Annotated in this window: 14 protein-coding genes; 9 read left to right on the top strand and 5 right to left on the bottom strand. The window is 61.7% G+C overall.

Annotated features, from left to right (window positions below; all coding sequences use genetic code 11):
• Position 1: 1 nt before the first annotated feature.
• Positions 2–421 (top strand): DUF6691 family protein, encoded by a 420-nt coding sequence (locus tag FBX99_RS17185; protein WP_144929695.1) that lies wholly within the window; start codon positions 2–4, stop codon positions 419–421.
• Here the strand turns inward: FBX99_RS17185 and arsJ are convergent, their stop codons facing one another.
• Both arsJ and FBX99_RS17175 read right to left on the bottom strand, forming a co-directional pair.
• Complete coding sequence (arsJ, locus tag FBX99_RS17180; protein WP_144929694.1) at positions 422–1,639, bottom strand: organoarsenical effux MFS transporter ArsJ; 1,218 nt, start codon at positions 1,637–1,639, stop codon at positions 422–424.
• On the bottom strand, positions 1,636–2,646 hold the full coding sequence (locus FBX99_RS17175) for an ArsJ-associated glyceraldehyde-3-phosphate dehydrogenase (RefSeq protein WP_144929693.1): 1,011 nt from the start codon (positions 2,644–2,646) through the stop codon (positions 1,636–1,638). Before FBX99_RS17175 ends, arsJ begins: the two co-directional genes overlap by 4 nt.
• 253 nt (positions 2,647–2,899) lie before the next feature.
• Between FBX99_RS17175 and FBX99_RS17170 the strand changes: the two genes are divergently transcribed.
• A complete protein-coding gene (locus FBX99_RS17170) occupies positions 2,900–4,609 on the top strand; it encodes an amidase (RefSeq protein ID WP_145132272.1) in 1,710 nt (569 codons plus the stop codon).
• Between the two features lie 2 nt (positions 4,610–4,611).
• Here FBX99_RS17170 and FBX99_RS17165 read toward each other — a convergent pair whose 3' ends face one another.
• The 3 genes from FBX99_RS17165 to FBX99_RS17155 form a co-directional block, all read right to left on the bottom strand.
• Complete coding sequence (locus FBX99_RS17165; RefSeq protein ID WP_145132271.1) at positions 4,612–5,175, bottom strand: DUF488 family protein; 564 nt, start codon at positions 5,173–5,175, stop codon at positions 4,612–4,614.
• 25 nt (positions 5,176–5,200) lie between these two features.
• The gene (gene treA, locus FBX99_RS17160) at positions 5,201–6,823 is read right to left on the bottom strand and encodes an alpha,alpha-trehalase TreA (RefSeq protein WP_145132269.1); all 1,623 of its coding nucleotides are present in this window, start codon (positions 6,821–6,823) and stop codon (positions 5,201–5,203) included.
• A 69-nt stretch (positions 6,824–6,892) separates the two neighbouring features.
• A complete protein-coding gene (locus tag FBX99_RS17155; RefSeq protein WP_145132267.1) occupies positions 6,893–8,818 on the bottom strand; it encodes a diguanylate cyclase in 1,926 nt (641 codons plus the stop codon).
• Positions 8,819–9,064: 246 nt separating this feature from the next.
• On the opposite strand from FBX99_RS17155, the gene FBX99_RS17150 reads away from it, so the two are divergent.
• The 7 genes from FBX99_RS17150 (at position 9,065) to FBX99_RS17120 (ending at position 17,410) form a co-directional block, all read left to right on the top strand.
• Positions 9,065–9,835: an ABC transporter substrate-binding protein gene (locus tag FBX99_RS17150; RefSeq protein WP_145132265.1), complete on the top strand. Its 771-nt coding sequence runs from the start codon at positions 9,065–9,067 to the stop codon at positions 9,833–9,835.
• Between the two features lies 1 nt (position 9,836).
• On the top strand, positions 9,837–11,177 hold the full coding sequence (locus FBX99_RS17145) for a GGDEF domain-containing protein (RefSeq protein ID WP_144929688.1): 1,341 nt from the start codon (positions 9,837–9,839) through the stop codon (positions 11,175–11,177).
• Positions 11,178–11,192: 15 nt separating this feature from the next.
• Positions 11,193–11,927 carry an ABC transporter substrate-binding protein gene (locus tag FBX99_RS17140; protein WP_144929687.1) on the top strand — a complete coding sequence of 245 codons (735 nt, stop codon included), beginning with the start codon at positions 11,193–11,195 and terminating at the stop codon, positions 11,925–11,927.
• Positions 11,928–12,107: 180 nt separating this feature from the next.
• Positions 12,108–13,814 carry a molecular chaperone HscC gene (locus FBX99_RS17135; protein ID WP_144929686.1) on the top strand — a complete coding sequence of 569 codons (1,707 nt, stop codon included), beginning with the start codon at positions 12,108–12,110 and terminating at the stop codon, positions 13,812–13,814.
• Positions 13,811–15,481 carry a J domain-containing protein gene (locus FBX99_RS17130; protein ID WP_144929685.1) on the top strand — a complete coding sequence of 557 codons (1,671 nt, stop codon included), beginning with the start codon at positions 13,811–13,813 and terminating at the stop codon, positions 15,479–15,481. The genes FBX99_RS17135 and FBX99_RS17130 overlap by 4 nt, the downstream gene beginning before the upstream one ends.
• Positions 15,478–16,428, top strand: coding sequence for a DUF3829 domain-containing protein (locus FBX99_RS17125; protein ID WP_145132263.1), 951 nt, complete (start codon positions 15,478–15,480; stop codon positions 16,426–16,428). Before FBX99_RS17130 ends, FBX99_RS17125 begins: the two co-directional genes overlap by 4 nt.
• A gap of 112 nt (positions 16,429–16,540) precedes the next feature.
• The gene (locus FBX99_RS17120) at positions 16,541–17,410 is read left to right on the top strand and encodes a GyrI-like domain-containing protein (protein ID WP_144929683.1); all 870 of its coding nucleotides are present in this window, start codon (positions 16,541–16,543) and stop codon (positions 17,408–17,410) included.
• Positions 17,411–17,420: the final 10 nt, after the last annotated feature.

Here is a 17,420-nt window from a genome sequence, read left to right as displayed (position 1 = left end):
CATGCGCAAACTGACTGCGTTCATGGCCGGTCTGCTGTTTGGCATCGGCTTGCTGCTGGCGGGCATGACCAACCCGACCAAGGTGTTGGCTTTCCTCGATTTGAGCGGCGCCTGGGACCCGTCACTGGCCTTGGTGATGATCGGGGCGATTGGCGTTGCCATCGGACCGCTGGCCTGGGCGAGCCGGCAATCGCGCTCGCTGCTGGGAGCCATGATGCAGTTACCGGTCAAGCGCGAACTCGACCGGCGCCTGATCGGCGGCAGCCTGGTGTTCGGCGTCGGCTGGGGCATCGCGGGCATCTGCCCGGGCCCCGCCGTGACTACCCTGCTGACCGGACATTGGCAGGTCGTTGTCTTCACCTTGGCCATGCTGGCGGGCATGGCGGTGTTTTCTGTGCTGGAAAACCGATCGCACCTTTGATCAATGACCCGCGTGACGGGGCAATGCCCTGGAGATCACTGCGGCGAGCAAGACAAAGCCGCTGGAAATCCATAGGCATGCTTCCAGCCCCTGAACCTGATAGACCCAACCGGAAAGCAGCGTGCCGATCAACCGGCCCATGGCGTTGGACATGTAGTAAAAGCCCACGTCCAGCGACACACCGTCCTCCTTGGCATAGGACACGATCAGGTAGCTGTGCAAGGACGAATTCACCGCGAACAACCCACCGAACACCGCCAGTCCGCCGAGCAGCACCATCTGGTGCGACAGCCCGGTGCCCAGGCCCAGCGCAATAGCCATTGGCAGCCCCGCCAGTGCCAGCGCCCAGAGGAACGCGCCGCGGCCGTCCGGTACATGCCCACGTTTTTTGCCGGTGATGTAGGGCGCGCATGACTGCACGAGGCCGTAGCCGATCACCCAGGCGGCGAGGAAACCGCCGACCTTCCAGAAGTCCCAGCCGAAGGCGCTGCTCAGGTACACCGGCAAGGCCACCACGAACCAGACGTCACGGGCGCCGAACAGGAACAGCCGTGCCGCCGACAGAAGGTTGATCGCCCGACTCTTGGACAGCAAGTCGCGGAACCTGGGCTTGGCTTTCGCCTTGCCCAGGTCCCTCTTCAGCAGGATCAGACTGCCGATCCAGATCAGCCCCAACGCACTCGCCATTGTCAGCAGCGCGCCCCTGAATCCCAGCGTCGCCAACAAGGCGCCGCCGAGGAAAAATCCTAAGCCCTTGAGGGCATTTTTCGAGCCGGTGAGCATCGCCACCCACCGATAGAGCGTGCCCTGTTGACCGTCGGGGACCAGAAGCTTGAGGGTGCTTTTGGCACTCATCTTGTTCAGGTCCTTGGCGATCCCGGACAGGGCCTGGGCCGCCATGACCCAGGGAACGCTCAGCCACACGGCCGGCACCGTCAACATGAGCAAGGCTACGACCTGCATCCCCAGGCCGATGTTCATGGTGCGGTTCAAACCGAGCCGGGCCCCCAGATAGCCACCCACCAGGTTGGTGATGACGCCGAACAGTTCGTAGAACAGGAACAACGCGGCGATCTGCAGCGGGCTGTAGCCCAACGCGTGAAAGTGCAGCACCACCAACATGCGCAAGGCACCGTCGGTGAGGGTGAACGCCCAGTAGTTACCCGTGACGAGCAGGTATTGCCGCACTTCTGGCGCAAGGGCCGCCAATGTCCTCATGGATGCCCGGCCAGACCGACCATCCGCGCCAGCTCGACGGTGCGGTTGGCATAGCCCCACTCATTGTCGTACCAGGCATAGAGCTTGACCTGGGTACCGTTGACGACCAGGGTCGACAACGCATCGATGATGGATGACCTTGGGTCGGTCCGGTAGTCGATGGACACCAGGGGGCGCTCTTCGAAACCGAGGATGCCTTTCAATTCGTTCTCGGCGGCGTCCTTGAGCCATTGATTCACTTCTTCGACAGTGGTGGCTCGCTCGACTTCGAAGACACAATCGGTCAGCGACGCATTGGCCAGCGGCACCCGCACGGCGTGGCCGTTCAGGCGCCCACGCAACTCGGGGAAGATTTCCGCGATGGCGGTGGCCGAGCCGGTGCTGGTGGGGATCAGGCTCATACCGCAAGCGCGGGCACGGCGCAGATCCTTGTGAGGTTGATCGAGCAAGCTCTGGGTGTTGGTCAGGTCATGGATGGTGGTGATCGAGCCGTGGCGGACGCCGAGTTTTTCGTGGATGACCTTGACCACCGGGGCCAGGCAGTTGGTGGTGCAGGACGCGGCGGTGACAATGGGGTGCTCGGCGGGTTTGAACAGGTGGTGATTGACCCCCATGACGATGTTCAGCGCGCCCTTTTCCTTTACCGGCGCGCTCACCACCACACGTTTCACGCCTTGGTCGAGGTATGCCTGAAGCACGGCGACGCTCTTCATCTTGCCGCTGGCCTCGATCACCAGATCGCAGGCGGACCAGTCGGTTTCGACAATGGTCTTGTTGGCCGTCACCTTGATCCGCTTGGCCTCGATGACGATGTCGTCGCCGTCTGCGTCGGCCTGATGGTTCCAGCGGCCGTGCACGGAGTCGAAGTTCAACAGATGCGCATGGGTGGCCGCATCACCGGCCGGGTCGTTGACCTGTACAAACTCGAATTCGGGCCAATGCCAGGCAGCCCGCATCGCGAGACGACCGATCCGGCCAAAACCATTGATGCCCACTTTGATCGTCATGTTGTCTGAACTCATATGCGAAAAAGCGAATATATGTTTTCCCGTATGTAATAGGAAGCCCCCGCGCCGGTAACAGGCTCGCTCCCACAGGGCCCTGTGTCGCACGAGAGTAATGCATCCACCGCCGGTCCAATGTTGGAGCGAGCCTGCTCGCGATGGCGGTGGTAAAGTGCACGGCAATCGAATGTGAACCCACTTTGAGAGGCCCGGGGTGTCCAACCTCCATCTCTCGTCATCCGCAGCGATAACAAGCATGATCGAAATCACTGAAGTTTCCATTGCCCAATTGCGCGCCGCGCTCGAGTCCGGACAGGCCACAGCCGTGGAGCTGGTCCAGGCCTACCTGGCCAGGATCGAAGCCTACGATGGGCCGGACACGCCCACCGCCCTGAACGCGGTGGTGGTGCGAAACCCGGAGGCGTTGAACGAAGCGCGGGCATCCGATGCCCGCCGGGCCCAGGGCAAGACACTGGGTCCGCTCGATGGCATCCCCTACACCGCCAAGGACAGCTACCTGGTGAAAGGCCTCACCGCCGCCTCGGGAAGCCCGGCCTTCAAGGATCTGATTGCCTACCGCGATGCCTTCACCATCGAGCGGCTGCGCGGTGCCGGAGCGATTTGCCTGGGCAAGACCAACATGCCGCCCATGGCCAACGGCGGCATGCAGCGCGGCGTATACGGCCGCGCCGAGAGCCCGTACAACGGCGACTATCTCACCGCACCCTTTGCCTCCGGCTCTTCCAACGGCGCCGGCACGGCAACGGCGGCCAGTTTCGCCGCATTCGGCCTGGCCGAGGAAACCTGGTCCAGCGGGCGCGGCCCGGCCTCGAACAATGGCTTGTGCGCCTACACACCGTCACGTGGCGTGATTTCAGTGCGCGGCAACTGGCCGCTGACGCCAACGATGGACGTGGTGGTGCCATACGCCCGGACCATGGCCGATCTGCTGGAAGTGCTGGATGTGGTGGTCGCGCAGGACCCGGACGCCCGGGGCGACCTGTGGCGCTTGCAACCCTGGGTGCCCATTCCGAGCGTCGACGCCGTGCGGCCTGCCTCCTACCCCGCGCTCGCCGCCTCTTCCGAAGCGTTGGCAGGTATCCGCTTCGGGGTTCCGCGCATGTACATCAATGCCGATCCCGACGCCGGCACAGCCGAAGCCCCGGGCATCGGTGGCCCGACCGGGCAACGCATCATCACCCGGCCTTCGGTGATCGCTCTTTGGGAAGAAGCACGCCAGGCTCTCGAAGCTTGCGGCGCCGAGGTGATCGAAGTGAATTTCCCGCTGGTGTCCAATTGCGAGGGCGACCGCCCCGGCGCACCGACGGTGTTTACCCGTGGCCTGGTTTCCAAGGAATTCCTCCACCACGAACTGTGGGACCTGTCGGCCTGGGCGTTCGATGATTTCCTGCGGGCCAATGGCGATCCGAAACTCAATCGCCTGGCCGACGTGAACGGCCCGCTGATCTTCCCCCACGACCCAGGCACCCTGCCCAACCGCGAGGACGATCTGGCCGCCGGCATGGACGAATACGTGAAAATGGCCGAGCGCGGCATCACGCCCTGGGACCAGATCCCGACGTTGCCGGACGGCCTGCGGGGGTTGGAGAAGACCCGTCAGATCGACCTGGAAGACTGGATGAAACGGCTTGGACTCGATGCGGTGATCTTCCCCACCGTCGCCGATGTCGGGCCGGCGGACGCCGACGTCAACCCGGCCTCTGCGGATATCGCCTGGAGCAACGGCGTCTGGGTCGCCAACGGCAACCTCGCCATCCGCCACCTGGGCGTGCCTACCGTCACCGTGCCGATGGGCGTCATGGCGGACATCGGCATGCCTGTCGGGCTGACGTTTGCCGGTCGCGCCTATGACGACTCGAACCTGCTGCGCCTGGCTTCGGCCTTCGAAGCGACCGGGTCGAAGCGCCGGGTACCAGCGCGCACGCCACCCTTGTCGACTCGCTGAAGCTAAAGGGTGGTGGAACTTGGCCCACCACCCTGCAGGTCCGACGCCGGGTAAGTCAGCTTGAGACCGTGCGCCTTGGCGGCGGAGTTCAATATCGCCTTGCTCGATTTATCTTTGTCCATGATGTGGATGACCTCGACGTCGCGAAGCAACAGATAATCGGCGATGATCCTGCGATGGCAGCGCCACCAGACCGCTTCCGCACACATGATGACGCACCGCTGCTTTTCACCGAGCGCCAGCAGCCGGTTCAGACCGGCCTCGAACGCCTCTGAGAGCGCATAGTCGGCATAATTGTGGAAACTGCGATTGGTCCAGAACGCGTTGGCCTCTTCCGGGACGGTGCTCGACTTCTTTCGCAGCCCGCCCAGCTCCACGATCTGCTCATGGTTGATCCCAAGCCGGGCCAATTCTCCAGGCAAGCTATCCAGGTTGTACTGGGGATTCGTCCGGGATCGCGGAACCGTTCGCACGTCGACCACAGTGTCGATACCGAAGCTTGCGATGGTGTCCACGAACTGTTCAAGGGTCCTGGTCGAATGACCTATCGTATAAACATTGTTCATGACCAAGCCCCTCGAAACTTCACGGTCAATGGCTGCCGGATTCGGCGCTTACGCCATATTTCTCCAACAACTTCAGCGTGACACCATTGGTCCAGCCGAAGCCATCCTGCAACTCATACTCGCCCCCGCCGCCGCCCTGCCCCGCGCCGGACACATCGTATTTCTCCACCAGTTTGTCCTCGTCGCGATAGAGGTTCTGCACCTGCTGCAAAAAGCGTGTACCAATCTGCTCCGCCAGCGCGGCTTGCCCATAACGGCTCAAGCCTTCCACCGCCACCCATTGCAGCGGCGCCCAGCCATTGGGCTCATCCCACTGCTGACCGTTGCTGACCTGAGTGGTCGCGATACCTCCCGGACGCAGCAAGCCTGAACGTACCGCATCGGCAGTACGACCTGCGCGCTCGGCCGAGGCCAAACCGGTGTATAGCGGAAACAATGTCGCAGCGGTCAGGTTGGGGCGTTGCTGATTCAGCTGCCAATCGTAGTCCACGTAGTAACCGCCATCGGCCTTCCACATATGTTGTTCGATGGCACGCTGACGCTGGTCGGCGCGCTGGCCATAGTTCTGGACGCAAGGCAGGTTCTGGACGGTCTCGCAGCCTTTGGCGATGGTACGTTCCAAGTGATACATCAGGCTGTTAAGGTCCACCGGCACGACGGAGGTGGTACGTATTGTCGTCAGGTCCTTACTGTCGCCCAGCCAGCGGGAGCTGAAATCCCAGCCACTTTCTGCCCCGGCACGCAGGTCACGCCAGACCTCCTGCTTCGGCCTGTCCATCTGCCCGGCGGTCTTGACGTCTTGCAACCACGACTCCTGCCGCGGCGTCGGGCTGGCATCCCAGTAGCGATTGAGCACACTACCATCGGCCAGCTTGACCACATGCTGGGTCGCCGCGCCGGGCTTGAGCGTCTGCGCGCCGGCCATCCAGTAGGCGTATTCCTTTTGCAGTTGTGGCAGGTATCGACTGTAGGCCTGGTCACCCTCGATGTGCGCCTGCAACTCCACCATGTAGGCAAAGAATGGCGGCTGCGACCGGCTCAAGTAGTACGTGCGGTTGCCATTGGGGATATGGCCGTAGGTGTCGATTATGTAGGCGAAGTTGTCGACCATCTGCCGCACCTGGGCCTTGTCGCCGCTTTGCTCCAGGCCGAGCATGGTGAAATAGGAGTCCCAGTAATACATCTCGCGAAAACGCCCGCCCGGCACCACATAGGGTTGGGGCAAGGGCAACAGGCTGCTGTACTGAGGCACTTCCCTGTAGGTTCGGCTCAGCACCGGCCAGAGATTGTCGATGTGCTCCCGGATCGGCGCGCCGGGTTTGGGAGCCGGGCTTTCGGCTTGGCCGGATTCGGTGAAATTGTCCTTCACGAAAGCCTTGAGATCGAAGCCGGCGCTGTCGCGACGGGCCAGGTAATCGGCACGGATCCGCGCCGGGTCGCGGTTGGGCAGCGCGTCGACGAAGTGTTTCTGGTCGGTAAATAGCTGGCCGCGCTGCACGGCTTCGAACAGCTCCGGGTAGGCCTGGTCAGGCGGCGAGTTGGCCCGGTCCTGGGCATCGGCGTAACTCCATGTTGCCGGCGATTGACTGGAACAGGCCGTGCAAAGCACGACGGCGAAGGACAGGCTGGTGAAATGCAAAGGTCGCATCAGTGGACTCCCTGTTGTCGTTCCTGGACAAACGAGTGACAGGAGGGAGTGGCACTGGGTTCATTTAAATCACAGGATCGAAGCATTCGCCAGCATGGTCCGATTGCGACCTCGGGCCTTGGCCATGTAGAGCGCCTGATCGGCTTGTTTGAGCAGGTCTTGCGCCGTCACCTCTTCCATGAGCACCGTGACCGCCAGGCCAATGCTCACCGTCACGAAGCCGAACGGTAACTTGGCGTGGGGCAGCGCCATAGTTTCCACGGCATCGCCCAGGGCCTGGGCATGCTGGAACGCACTGTCGACATTGGGCGTCGTGGTGATGAGGACAAACTCTTCACCGCCATAACGCGCCACCAGGTCACCGGCCCGTTGGGCATGTTCTTTCAACGTATTGGCAATGCTTCGCAGGCAGTCATCGCCAGCCTGATGCCCGTAATGGTCGTTATAGCTCTTGAACATGTCGACATCGATCAGCATCAACGACAACAGGGTTCCCGCGCGTACCGAACGCCGCCATTCGTTGACCAGGACCTCATCGAAATGCCGGCGGTTGGCGATTCCCGTCAAGCCGTCAGTGGTGCTCAGCACAACCAATTGGCGATTGGCTTCCTCAAGCGCCGCAGTCCGGTCTTTGACCTTGAGTTCCAATTGCTCCTGGGCGTCATGGATGCGGTCCGCCATCGAGGCAAAGTCCCGAGCCAGTTCGCCAATTTCGTCGGCGGAGCGGATCGGCAGCCTGTCGCGGTTAAGGCGCTCCTTGGACAAACCCAACGACCGTGTCGCCTGCATCAGGCGAAACAGCGGAATGGCCACCTGCTTTTGCAAAATGGAACGCAGGATGAAGATTTCCACCAACAGGGTCAGCAGCCCAAGGGCAACCACGATCAGCAAGTTGTCGAGAATCGCCGGCACCATCTGCGCCCGGGGAAAATGCACGGCGAGTGCCCAAGGCGTACCGGGAACGATGCCCATCGCGACAATGTCATCGCGTGTCTGCACCACCACTGCCTGGCCGGGCGCCAGAGAGGGCAAGGCCTGAAGAAGCGGATAGTCGCCATCCAGCCCGAGCGAACGAATGGAAGCCTTGCCTTCGCTGGTTTTGACCTGATCCATCTTGCCTGGGTAGTAAATCAGCGTGCCGTCGCCATCGGCGATGAACATCGTGCTGTACGCGCCATCCACGAAGGGTTTGGCAGTGCGCTTCATGAGTTCATCGAGCAGTACATCGACGCAAGCCAGGATCTGATGCTTGCCGGAAGCATCGGCCACGTCAGGCGTGGCGACGGTGGTCATCCAGGCGTTGTTGGAAGCGTCCCAATACATCCGGGTGAACAGCGTTTCGCTGCTGGGGCTGGCAAAGCCACGCGCATAGAACTCATAGGTTTCCAGCTTCAGGGCATCCGGCCCGGAATAGGTAAAGATTTTGGCGATATCGGCCTGCTGGTAGATGGGAAAGCCTTTCTCCGGCACCACGCCATAGAAATTGAACAACCGCCCCTGGACACTGGAGCCGTATTTGTACGAGAGGATATATGACAGCGCAAAGCGGGCCTTGATGTCGTCGTTGAGTGGAATGTCAGGCGCGTAGGTGGCTGACATTCCGGCAAATCGACGACCATCCGGCAGGGGTTCGCCTTCGAACAGCATCGGTCGCTGGGTGTAGGAGCCGTCCTCGTGCCGGTAGAAGATCTGGTCGAAGTCCCGCACCAGCGCAGCTCCGCTTTCCGGATTGGCCAGGACACTTTTGAACTCATTCAGAAAATTTCGCTGCAGGTCCTTTATTTCGCTGAACGGCAAGGACTCGCGTTGCAACGTCTGCTCGGTGGAAAGCAACAATTGCGTGGTAATCGCTTTTTCCAGCGAGGACAGGTTCACATAATAGGAAATCGCACCGGCACACAACGAAACCAGGCCGATCCGCAAGACCGCCAGACGCAACGCACGGGCAGTGAGTGAGCGTTTGTTGGATGTGAATCCTGGGGCTTCTTGCAGCATCTCTTACGCTCCGATCCAACATCTGGCCAGCGCCAATGCGCCTATCGGCTATATCGGCTCGACCGCCACGGGCTGGAGCTTTCCCAGGTGAGTTTCGCCCAAACCTGTCAAACGAGCCTTCAACCCTGCGCCGGCGACGAACGACGACAGGTGACACTCAAGCCTGAGTCAATCCAGCCGATAACTATCGAGAAGAGGGCTCTTTCGCCCCCACCGTGTCCTGCCGGTTTCATAGGGTAATTGTCGATGGTCCTGTCGCTTGACCGTTTGCTGGTGTTTGGCGTTCTGATGCTCATGGCTGCAAGCGGATTCTCGCCGAATGCCGCGGCAGAGCCTGCCCTGCGCATTGTTACGGAGGAACTGCCGCCCTATAACATGACCCAGGATGGACGGATGACCGGCATGAGCACCGAGGTAGTCCAGGCCGTGCTCAAGGAAATCAAGGTACAGGCGTCGATCCGGTCCATGCCTTGGGCACGGGCCTACGAATTGGCGCTCAATGACAGCAACGTGCTGATCTACTCCATCGCCCGTACTCCGGAGCGCGAATCGCTGTTCCAGTGGGTGGGGGCCATTGCCCCCACCCACTGGTATCTGTACTCGCTGGCTGACCGGCCGGTAAAACTCAACTCGCTGGACGAAGCCCGCGCCTACCAGATCGCTACCGTTAACCAGGACGTGGGCGAGCAGTACCTGATCTCGAAGGGGTTTCGCGTAGGCGAACAATTGCAGTCGAGCACCAAGTACGAGCACAACTACCGCAAGCTCAAGGTCGACCATGTGGAAATGTGGATCTCCAACGAGCTCAACGCACAGTACCTGGTTCGCCAGAACGGCGAAGATCCGGCCAAGGTGCTGGTGCGTTCACTGCCGATTTCCGACCTGAGCAGCGATGAAGCGCTGAGCATGGCGTTCAGTCGCAGGACACCAGTCGAAACGGTGGAGAAATTCCGCGCCGGCCTGGAAGCCATCCGCCGCAATGGCGTCTATGACGCCATCCTGCACAAATGGCTGTGAGATGGCGCGAAACTCCGAAACTCCCGCAACCCAGCCACAAGTCAAGGCGTTCAGCTCCCTGGGGCGTCGCCTGGTACTCGCGACACTGTTGTTCTGTCTTCTTTTTACCCTGGCCATGGTCACGCTGCGTACCTGGCTTGCCTGGGAAAACAACCTGGCAGAAATGAAATCGGAACTGGTCCTGATCGACCAGGTGTTCCAGAACACCTTGTCCCACGCCATCTGGGAGCTGGACCGTGAATCCCTGGGCAAGCAACTCTCCAGCGTTGCCAAGGCCGCGCCGGTGGGCCGCGTGGTGCTCAAGATCCTGCGGCCCGGTCAATCGCCCGAGATCATCGAACTCAATCGATACGCCGTCGTCATGTCCGGCCCGGCGCCCGTGCTGCAACATGAACTCGTCGCGCAACCCTACGAAGGCGCCAACGAAAAGGTCGGTGAGCTGACCATCGAAGGCGATAACAACCTGCTGTGGGAACGACTCTGGAGCGAGGCACGCAGCATCGTTATCGCCCAAGTGATCCAATCGCTGCTGCTGGCCGGGCTGGTCATGACCGTGTTCAATCGCCTGGTGACCGTGCATGTCATCCACATTGCCCGGCACCTGGGCCAACTCACGCCACAGACCCTCAGGCACTACTTCAAGCTGCAGCGTTCGGTACGGCGCCAGGACGAACTGAGCCTGCTCGAATCCCAGCTCAACGAGCTCCAGGACAACCTCCACACTCACCTGGAACGCCAGCGCCTGGATGAACTGGCCATGGAGGCCAGCCGCGACCAACTGGCCGAACTGGTCGAGGCGCGTACCGCGGAACTCAAGGCAGCCAACCAGGCACTCGAAGCCCTGTCACGTCACGATCCGTTGACCGGGCTGCCCAACCGTCGTTATTTCGATGAACTGAAAGAAATCGAATTTCGCCGTGCGCTTCGCCACAAGACCCCACTGTCGGTGCTCATGTGCGACGTCGATTTCTTCAAGCTCTACAACGACACCTATGGCCATATCCAGGGAGACCAATGCCTGCAGCAGATCGCCGAAACCCTTCGCGGTGTGTTCGGCCGCTCCGGCGAGCTGACCGCCCGGGTAGGTGGCGAGGAGTTCGTCGTGATGTTGCCCAACATCGACGCAAAGCAGGCCTACGACGCTGCCCAACGGGTCCGTGCCAGCCTGGCCAAGCGCGAATTGCCCCATAGCGGCTCGGCGATTTCCCCCTTTGTCACCCTCAGCATCGGCGTCGCCGAGCTGGACCCGCAAACCATGGATCACTTCGACCTGTTACTACAACGTGCCGACCAGGCGTTGTATCGGGCCAAACATCAAGGACGTAATTGCGTTGCTTTCTAAACCAGTGAGGCTTGTATGCACTATCGCCTGACGCTCTGCTTATGTTTGTTCGTGGCCTTGACCAGCCTGCACAGTCACGCCGAGGGGATCGAAGTCGTCACCGAAGACTCGCTCTACGCGTACCTGCGCGACGGCAAGCTCGTCGGGCCGGGCACCCGTGTCGTCGAAGAGACGCTGAATAAAGCCGGGCTGACCGACCACCATATCCTGCTATATCCCTGGGCCCGGGCTTACGACAAGGCCCTGCACGAGCCGAATGTACTGATCTACCCCATGGACCGCACCGTGCTGCGCGAGCCGTTGTTCAAGTGGGTGGGCGAACTGGAACGGGTGACCATCAAGCTCTACAAGCTGCGCGAACGCAACGACATCACCCTGGCCAACCTCGAGGATGCCAAGCGCTATACAGTAGGCGTAGTGCGTAACGACTCCAAGCAGTTGCTCATGCAACAGCAGGGGTTTACCCGGCTGGTGGTATCGGCGGATCGTCGCGATAACTTCCGGAAACTGCTTAACCGTCAGGTCCAGCTCTTGCCGATGCCGGAGAACGCGGCACGGATCATCTGCGACGAAGAGCACGTGGCGTTCGCCGACCTGGAGGAGGTCTACGCCTTCGATGAACGGCCCGCCAGGGTCTACATGGCGTTCAGCCTGAGCACACCGGATGAGATCATCGCCCGGGCGCAGCATGCTTTCGAGCAGTTGGAAGCGTCAGGGGAAGTGGCGCGGATCATGCGGGACGAGCGCTAAACACCAGGCGACGCAAGCCCTGTGGGAGGGAGCCGGCTCGCTCCCACAGTTTTCAGGCTTGACTGTCATGAGGTAAGCCTCCCCCAAAGGTTTCCATCTTTTTACCAACACAGGTCTGATACGCTAGCCGGCTCGCACGCAACGCCATCGCATAACAACGACTAAGGAGAGTTGACGGACATGATTGTGGGCATTGACCTGGGCACCACCCATAGCCTGATCGCGGCATGGCGCGATGGCGCTGCACAGCTGGTACCCAATGCGCTCGGCGAATGGCTGACTCCCAGCGTGGTAGGCCTGGATGATGAAGGTCGGATGATGGTCGGCCGCGCGGCGCTGGAACGCTTGCAAACCCACCCGCAAGTCACGACCTCGCTGTTCAAGCGCTACATGGGCAGTGCCCGCCTCACCACGCTCGGCAATCGCCAGTTCCGTGCCGAGGAGCTGTCGGCGATGGTCCTGCGCAGTCTGCGCGAAGATGCCGAACGGCATTTCGGCGAGCCGGTCGAGGAAGCCGTCATCAGTGTCCCGGCCTATTTCAACGATGCCCAGCGCAAAGCCACGCGCATCGCCGGTGAGCTGGCCGGGTTCAAGGTCGAACGACTCATCAACGAGCCCACCGCCGCCGCCCTCGCCTATGGGTTGCACCAGCGCGACAACGCCAGCACGTTCCTGGTGTTCGACCTCGGCGGCGGTACCTTCGACGTGTCCATCCTGGAGCTGTTCGAAGGTGTGATGGAGGTGCGGGCCAGTGCCGGCGACAACTACCTCGGCGGGGAAGATTTCGACACGTTGCTGCTCCAGGCTTTCGTCGCCGCCCAGGCCGGCTCTGCCGCAGGCCCGGTGCCTCTGGACGACGCGCAGTTGTTCGGCCGCCTGCGCCGTGAAGCCGAACGCGTGCGCAAAGTCCTGGGGCATGAGCCGAGCGCCACGTTCTCGGCGCGCCAGGGCGAACGCGAATGGCGCCATGAATACACCCAGGCGGCAATGGCCGAACTCTACGCCCCGCTGCTGACCCGACTTCGATCCCCCATCGAGACAGCGCTGCGCGATGCACGTATCCGCGCCAGCGAACTGGACGAAGTCTTGTTGGTGGGAGGCACCACCCGCATGCCGCTGGTTCGCAAGCTGACGGCCAGCCTGTTCGGACGCTTCCCCTCGATCCAGCTCAACCCCGACGAAGCCGTGGCGTTGGGCGCCGCCGTGCAGGCTGGGCTGAAAAGCCGCGATGCGGCACTCGAAGAAGTGGTGCTCACGGATGTCTGCCCGTATTCGATGGGGATCGAGATTTCCGTCGAGTACGGCAACAGACTCGAAACCGGCCACTACCTGCCGATCATCGAACGCAACTGCGTGGTGCCGGTGAGCAAGGTCAAGCGCGTGGTGACCTTGCGTGACCAGCAGAAGGTGGTTCTGCTGAAGGTCTATCAGGGCGAAAGCCGCCAGGTCAGCGAAAACATTCTCCTCGGTGAACTGGAAATTGCCGTGCCGCCCATGCCGGCGGGCGAAGTGAGCATCGACGTGCGCTTCACTTATGACACCAACGGCCTGCTGGAAGCCGATGCGCTGACCGTGCAGACCGGGGAACGGCGCAATCTGGTGATCGCCAACAACGCCGGCGTGCTCGGTGAAGAAGAGATCGCCCAGCGCCTCAAGGCCCTGGAGTCGTTGAAGGTCCATCCCCGCGACGAACAGCCGAACACCTTGTTGATCGCCCGGCTTGAACGCCTTTACCAGGAAAGCCGCGGTGAACTGCGTCATCGGGTCGACGACCTGGCCACGCGTTTCGCGCAAATGCTCGACACCCAGGAACTGCACGATATCCGTGCCCTGCGCACGCAGATCTCCGAGCAGCTCGAAGCCTTGGAGCAGGATGTCTGGCGATGAGCTGCTGGGAAATATTGGGTCTGCCAGAGGATGCCGACAAGCGCAGCGTCAAGCGCCAGTATGCCAGCCTGCTCAAACGCCATCGGCCTGACGAAGACCCTGAGGGTTTCCAGCGACTGCGAGAGGCTTATGAACAGGCGTTGGAGTGGAGTGAATGGCGGCAGGAGGAGGAGGAAGTGGTCGTCGAGTTACCGTCCGCGTCCATTGACTTACCCCTTGCGCAGTCGCTGTCCCAGCCGCAGGCATCACAAGCCCCCTCCCCAGCCCGGCGCCTGGCTGCGCAATGCCTGGAAGCGATCACGGCGACCAACCTCCCGGACCGCCTGGCCCAGGCTCGCCTTTACGGATGCGCACGGGAATTCGAACACGGCCTGCTGCAGCATTGCCTGATCGACGAGGACCACTACGCTCTCGCCGAGACCGCCATCGGACACCTGCACTGGCTGACACCCTGGCAACACGCGGACCTGCCCCGTGCAGCGCTCGAACAGCTGCGCGGCAAGCTCATGGAATGGGCCGAGGCCCGCCTGAATGCAGCTTGCGCCGACACCGGGCGCTTCCTCGAACTGGCCCGTGAACTGGCAGCCAGTCCGTGGCTGCAAGGGCTGGACGCGCGCCAGTGGTTGAACCAGAGCCTGGCCATCGCGCTCTTGCAAGCACCGGTCTGGTCGGAACAACTGTTCGACGCCATGTGTGCGCAGCAGGGTTGGAAGCAGACCGGCCACCATAGTCCCTGCCCCGAGCCGTGGTGGAGTCAACTGCTGGCTCGCAGCCATTGCCACACGTTTCTCCAACAACAGGAGCGTCTCACTGGGCTCTTCGACAGCAACGAGTCTCAAGCAGCGCGCATGCTGTTTGGAGCCGCCGACGAAGACGCCCGGATGCGCTTGAGCCTGACCTTCAGCGATGCCGATTGGAAGGCTTGCGAAGCGTTATATCGCACCGTCGAGCTTCGCTATTCACAGTTGCTGTATCAGATGCCGCAACTGGCCCCGGACAACTGGCGACCGCTGCGCCGGCGACCACCGGTCCTGGCCGTGCCGCTGGCGATCCTCAGCACGTCCGCCTGTATGAGCTGGTTCCTGGAATATCGCCTGGGTGGCTCGTTCTATACCAGTGTGGTCGACATGCTCCTTCGCGCGATGTTGCTCGGCGTCGTCGCCTGGGGACTCAACGCAGCCTGCAAACCGCTGAGCCGTATCGCCTGGCGCCTGGACCAACAGCTTCATGCGCGCCTCGGCCACTGGCTGAGCCTGCGACGTCCCGCCCCGCTGCCGATCCGTGAGAGCCTCTGGGTCGGATTGCTGGGTGGGGTCATCTACCTGGCCGCAGGCATGCTCGGCGCAGTCGCGTACTTCAGCAGTCTCGCCGTATCGGCGGTCCTGAGTGGAAAAACGTTCTCCGAACGTCGTGCGTCCTTTCTGTCCCGAGTCCATAAGCGGGTGCCTGGGGACATCCTGATCGGGCTCCTTCTCGGCATCCTTGTTCCCCTGCTCCTGCTGGGCAGCGTTCTGGCCGGTAACGCATCCCTCGCCGCGAATGAAGGCCTGCAGGCCTGGCCGCAGCGAACCTGCGCCGCCCGCCAGCTCACGGCCTCCCCCTGTCCGTCCCGGTTGTCCGCCGACCAGTGGCACGTGCCCGACGCGACCAAGGCAGGCCAGCCATGATCAGCAGCCGAGCGTTCGCTACCGCCGTGCTCGCCTCGTTGGGCCTGAGCTGGTTGGTCAAACAGATAGACACAGCAAATATCGACTACGGGACCCGTTTGCGCTGGGAGGCAGTCCAGCAAATAAATACCTGCCTGGTGGACGGCGCGGACCTGCTGGAACAGCGCTACAGCGATTACCGCAACCTCGTTGCTCAATCCCGCGAAAAAAATGGGCCCTGGAAGGGTTTTGCCGGTTTCGGCATGGGCTCGGGCGATGTCATTCCCCCCCAGGGAGCACAACCATCACCCTGCTATCGGTGGTTCGGCGGCGGCGAACCCGGTGGCCTGCAAAACCTGGCCAAAAATTACCTCGGGGCGTATGACAACCTGCGACCGAATGCCGAGGCCGCTGAACGATGGCTTGCGACTCGGGTGCAAGACCGGCCTCCCTTCGAACCCATCGAGCGAGCCCTGAACCTGCGGCTGCAGGACGCACGCGACCAGGCGATACCTCTGCGCCAAGCCCTGGAGCAGCCGCAGCTACTCATCCGCGAGGAGCAACTGGCATCCATCGAAGAACGCCTTGGACATGATCAGCATTGGCACACACTGCGCTTCATGATTCGCGCCCGCCAGACCATCAATGCCCTCGACGCGATGGCCAATGGCGCGTCACTGACTGCGCAGCAGTTGTCCAGCCTGCAGCAATCCCTGGCAAACAGCTGGTCAGACGCCGATGCCTTCGTAAAGGCACGGCCGCGCCTGCGTTCAGCCAATGACGGCCCGCCCGTCTGGAGCCAGATCAGTCTGTCGGGCGAGGAATGGCTGGCCACCCTCAACCGCCTGCAACAACACTGGACCAGCGCAGCCGATGCGGCAGAGCTGAACCAGGACCTGGCCGCCGCCCGGGCCGGTTACGACGAGTTGCAATCGCGGTACAACATGGCGGTAGCGAAGCAGTATTGATTGCCGGGTTTGGCGCCCAATACGCTCGCGACCTTGAGCAAATGCGGCTAGGCGAACACCTATCGGCATAACCGATCCTGTTGCCCAACGTCCTTCCAGGAGCCTGTACCCGGTGCCAGCCAAATCGACCGATGCTGCCTATATAAAGCGATTCAACACCGTACTCGCCTACATCGACGCCAATCTCGAGGGCGACCTGTCAGTGAATACGCTGAGCCAAGTGGCGAACTTCTCGACGTTTCACTTTCATCGGCAGTTCACTGCATACATGGGGTTGCCTGTCGCACGGTATGTGCAATTGATGCGCCTGCGGCAGGCGGCCAATCGCCTGGCGTCGCGTGCGGACTATGCAGTGCTGGAGGCAGCCCTCGATGCCGGTTTCGAAAGCCCCGAGGCGTTCAGCAGAGCCTTCAGGCGAGCGTTCGGCGTGGCGCCGAGTACCTTCAGGCAGCGGCCGAGCTGGCAACTCTGGAATGCGGCGTTTGAAGTTCCCCACTTTTCCAGGAGCGTCATCATGCAACTACATATCGTGGACTTTGCCGAAGTCAGGGTCGCCGCACTCGAGCATCGCGGGCCGGCACAGCTTCTCGATGAAAGCGTGCGCCATTTCATCCAGTGGCGCATGCAGAGCGGACAATCGCCAGTGGCATCGAGTCGTACTTTCGGCATTCCCTTCAGTAACCCCGATACCACACCGCCGGAGGCGTTTCGCTTTGCCATTTGCGGTGAGATACACCAGGCAGTCACGCCGAACACCTTCGGTGTACGGGACGCCCTCATCGCCGGCGGTCGCTACGCCGTGGTACGACACGTGGGCTCGACAGATCTCATCAGCGAGAGCATCTACCCGATCTACCGCGACTGGCTGCCAAACAGCGCAGAAGAGCTTCGCGACCAACCGCTGTTCTTTCACTACTTGAGCGTATACCCAGAAACGCCAAAGGATCAGTGGGAGACGGACATCTATGTGCCGTTGCGGTAGGGATTGCCGA

It is taken from the genome of Pseudomonas sp. SJZ074, assembly GCF_007828215.1.
GTDB lineage: Bacteria > Pseudomonadota > Gammaproteobacteria > Pseudomonadales > Pseudomonadaceae > Aquipseudomonas.
Note: the sequence above shows the minus strand (reverse complement) of the source record. Positions and strands in the feature narration are given on the sequence as shown.

Coding starts and splice junctions, on each gene's coding strand:
- FBX99_RS17185 (WP_144929695.1), top strand. CDS start 2: ATGCGCAAACTGACTGCGTTCATGGCCGGTCTGCTGTTTGGCATCGGC.
- arsJ (WP_144929694.1), bottom strand. CDS start 1,639: ATGAGGACATTGGCGGCCCTTGCGCCAGAAGTGCGGCAATACCTGCTC.
- FBX99_RS17175 (WP_144929693.1), bottom strand. CDS start 2,646: ATGACGATCAAAGTGGGCATCAATGGTTTTGGCCGGATCGGTCGTCTC.
- FBX99_RS17170 (WP_145132272.1), top strand. CDS start 2,900: ATGATCGAAATCACTGAAGTTTCCATTGCCCAATTGCGCGCCGCGCTC.
- FBX99_RS17165 (WP_145132271.1), bottom strand. CDS start 5,175: ATGAACAATGTTTATACGATAGGTCATTCGACCAGGACCCTTGAACAG.
- treA (WP_145132269.1), bottom strand. CDS start 6,823: ATGCGACCTTTGCATTTCACCAGCCTGTCCTTCGCCGTCGTGCTTTGC.
- FBX99_RS17155 (WP_145132267.1), bottom strand. CDS start 8,818: ATGCTGCAAGAAGCCCCAGGATTCACATCCAACAAACGCTCACTCACT.
- FBX99_RS17150 (WP_145132265.1), top strand. CDS start 9,065: ATGGTCCTGTCGCTTGACCGTTTGCTGGTGTTTGGCGTTCTGATGCTC.
- FBX99_RS17145 (WP_144929688.1), top strand. CDS start 9,837: ATGGCGCGAAACTCCGAAACTCCCGCAACCCAGCCACAAGTCAAGGCG.
- FBX99_RS17140 (WP_144929687.1), top strand. CDS start 11,193: ATGCACTATCGCCTGACGCTCTGCTTATGTTTGTTCGTGGCCTTGACC.
- FBX99_RS17135 (WP_144929686.1), top strand. CDS start 12,108: ATGATTGTGGGCATTGACCTGGGCACCACCCATAGCCTGATCGCGGCA.
- FBX99_RS17130 (WP_144929685.1), top strand. CDS start 13,811: ATGAGCTGCTGGGAAATATTGGGTCTGCCAGAGGATGCCGACAAGCGC.
- FBX99_RS17125 (WP_145132263.1), top strand. CDS start 15,478: ATGATCAGCAGCCGAGCGTTCGCTACCGCCGTGCTCGCCTCGTTGGGC.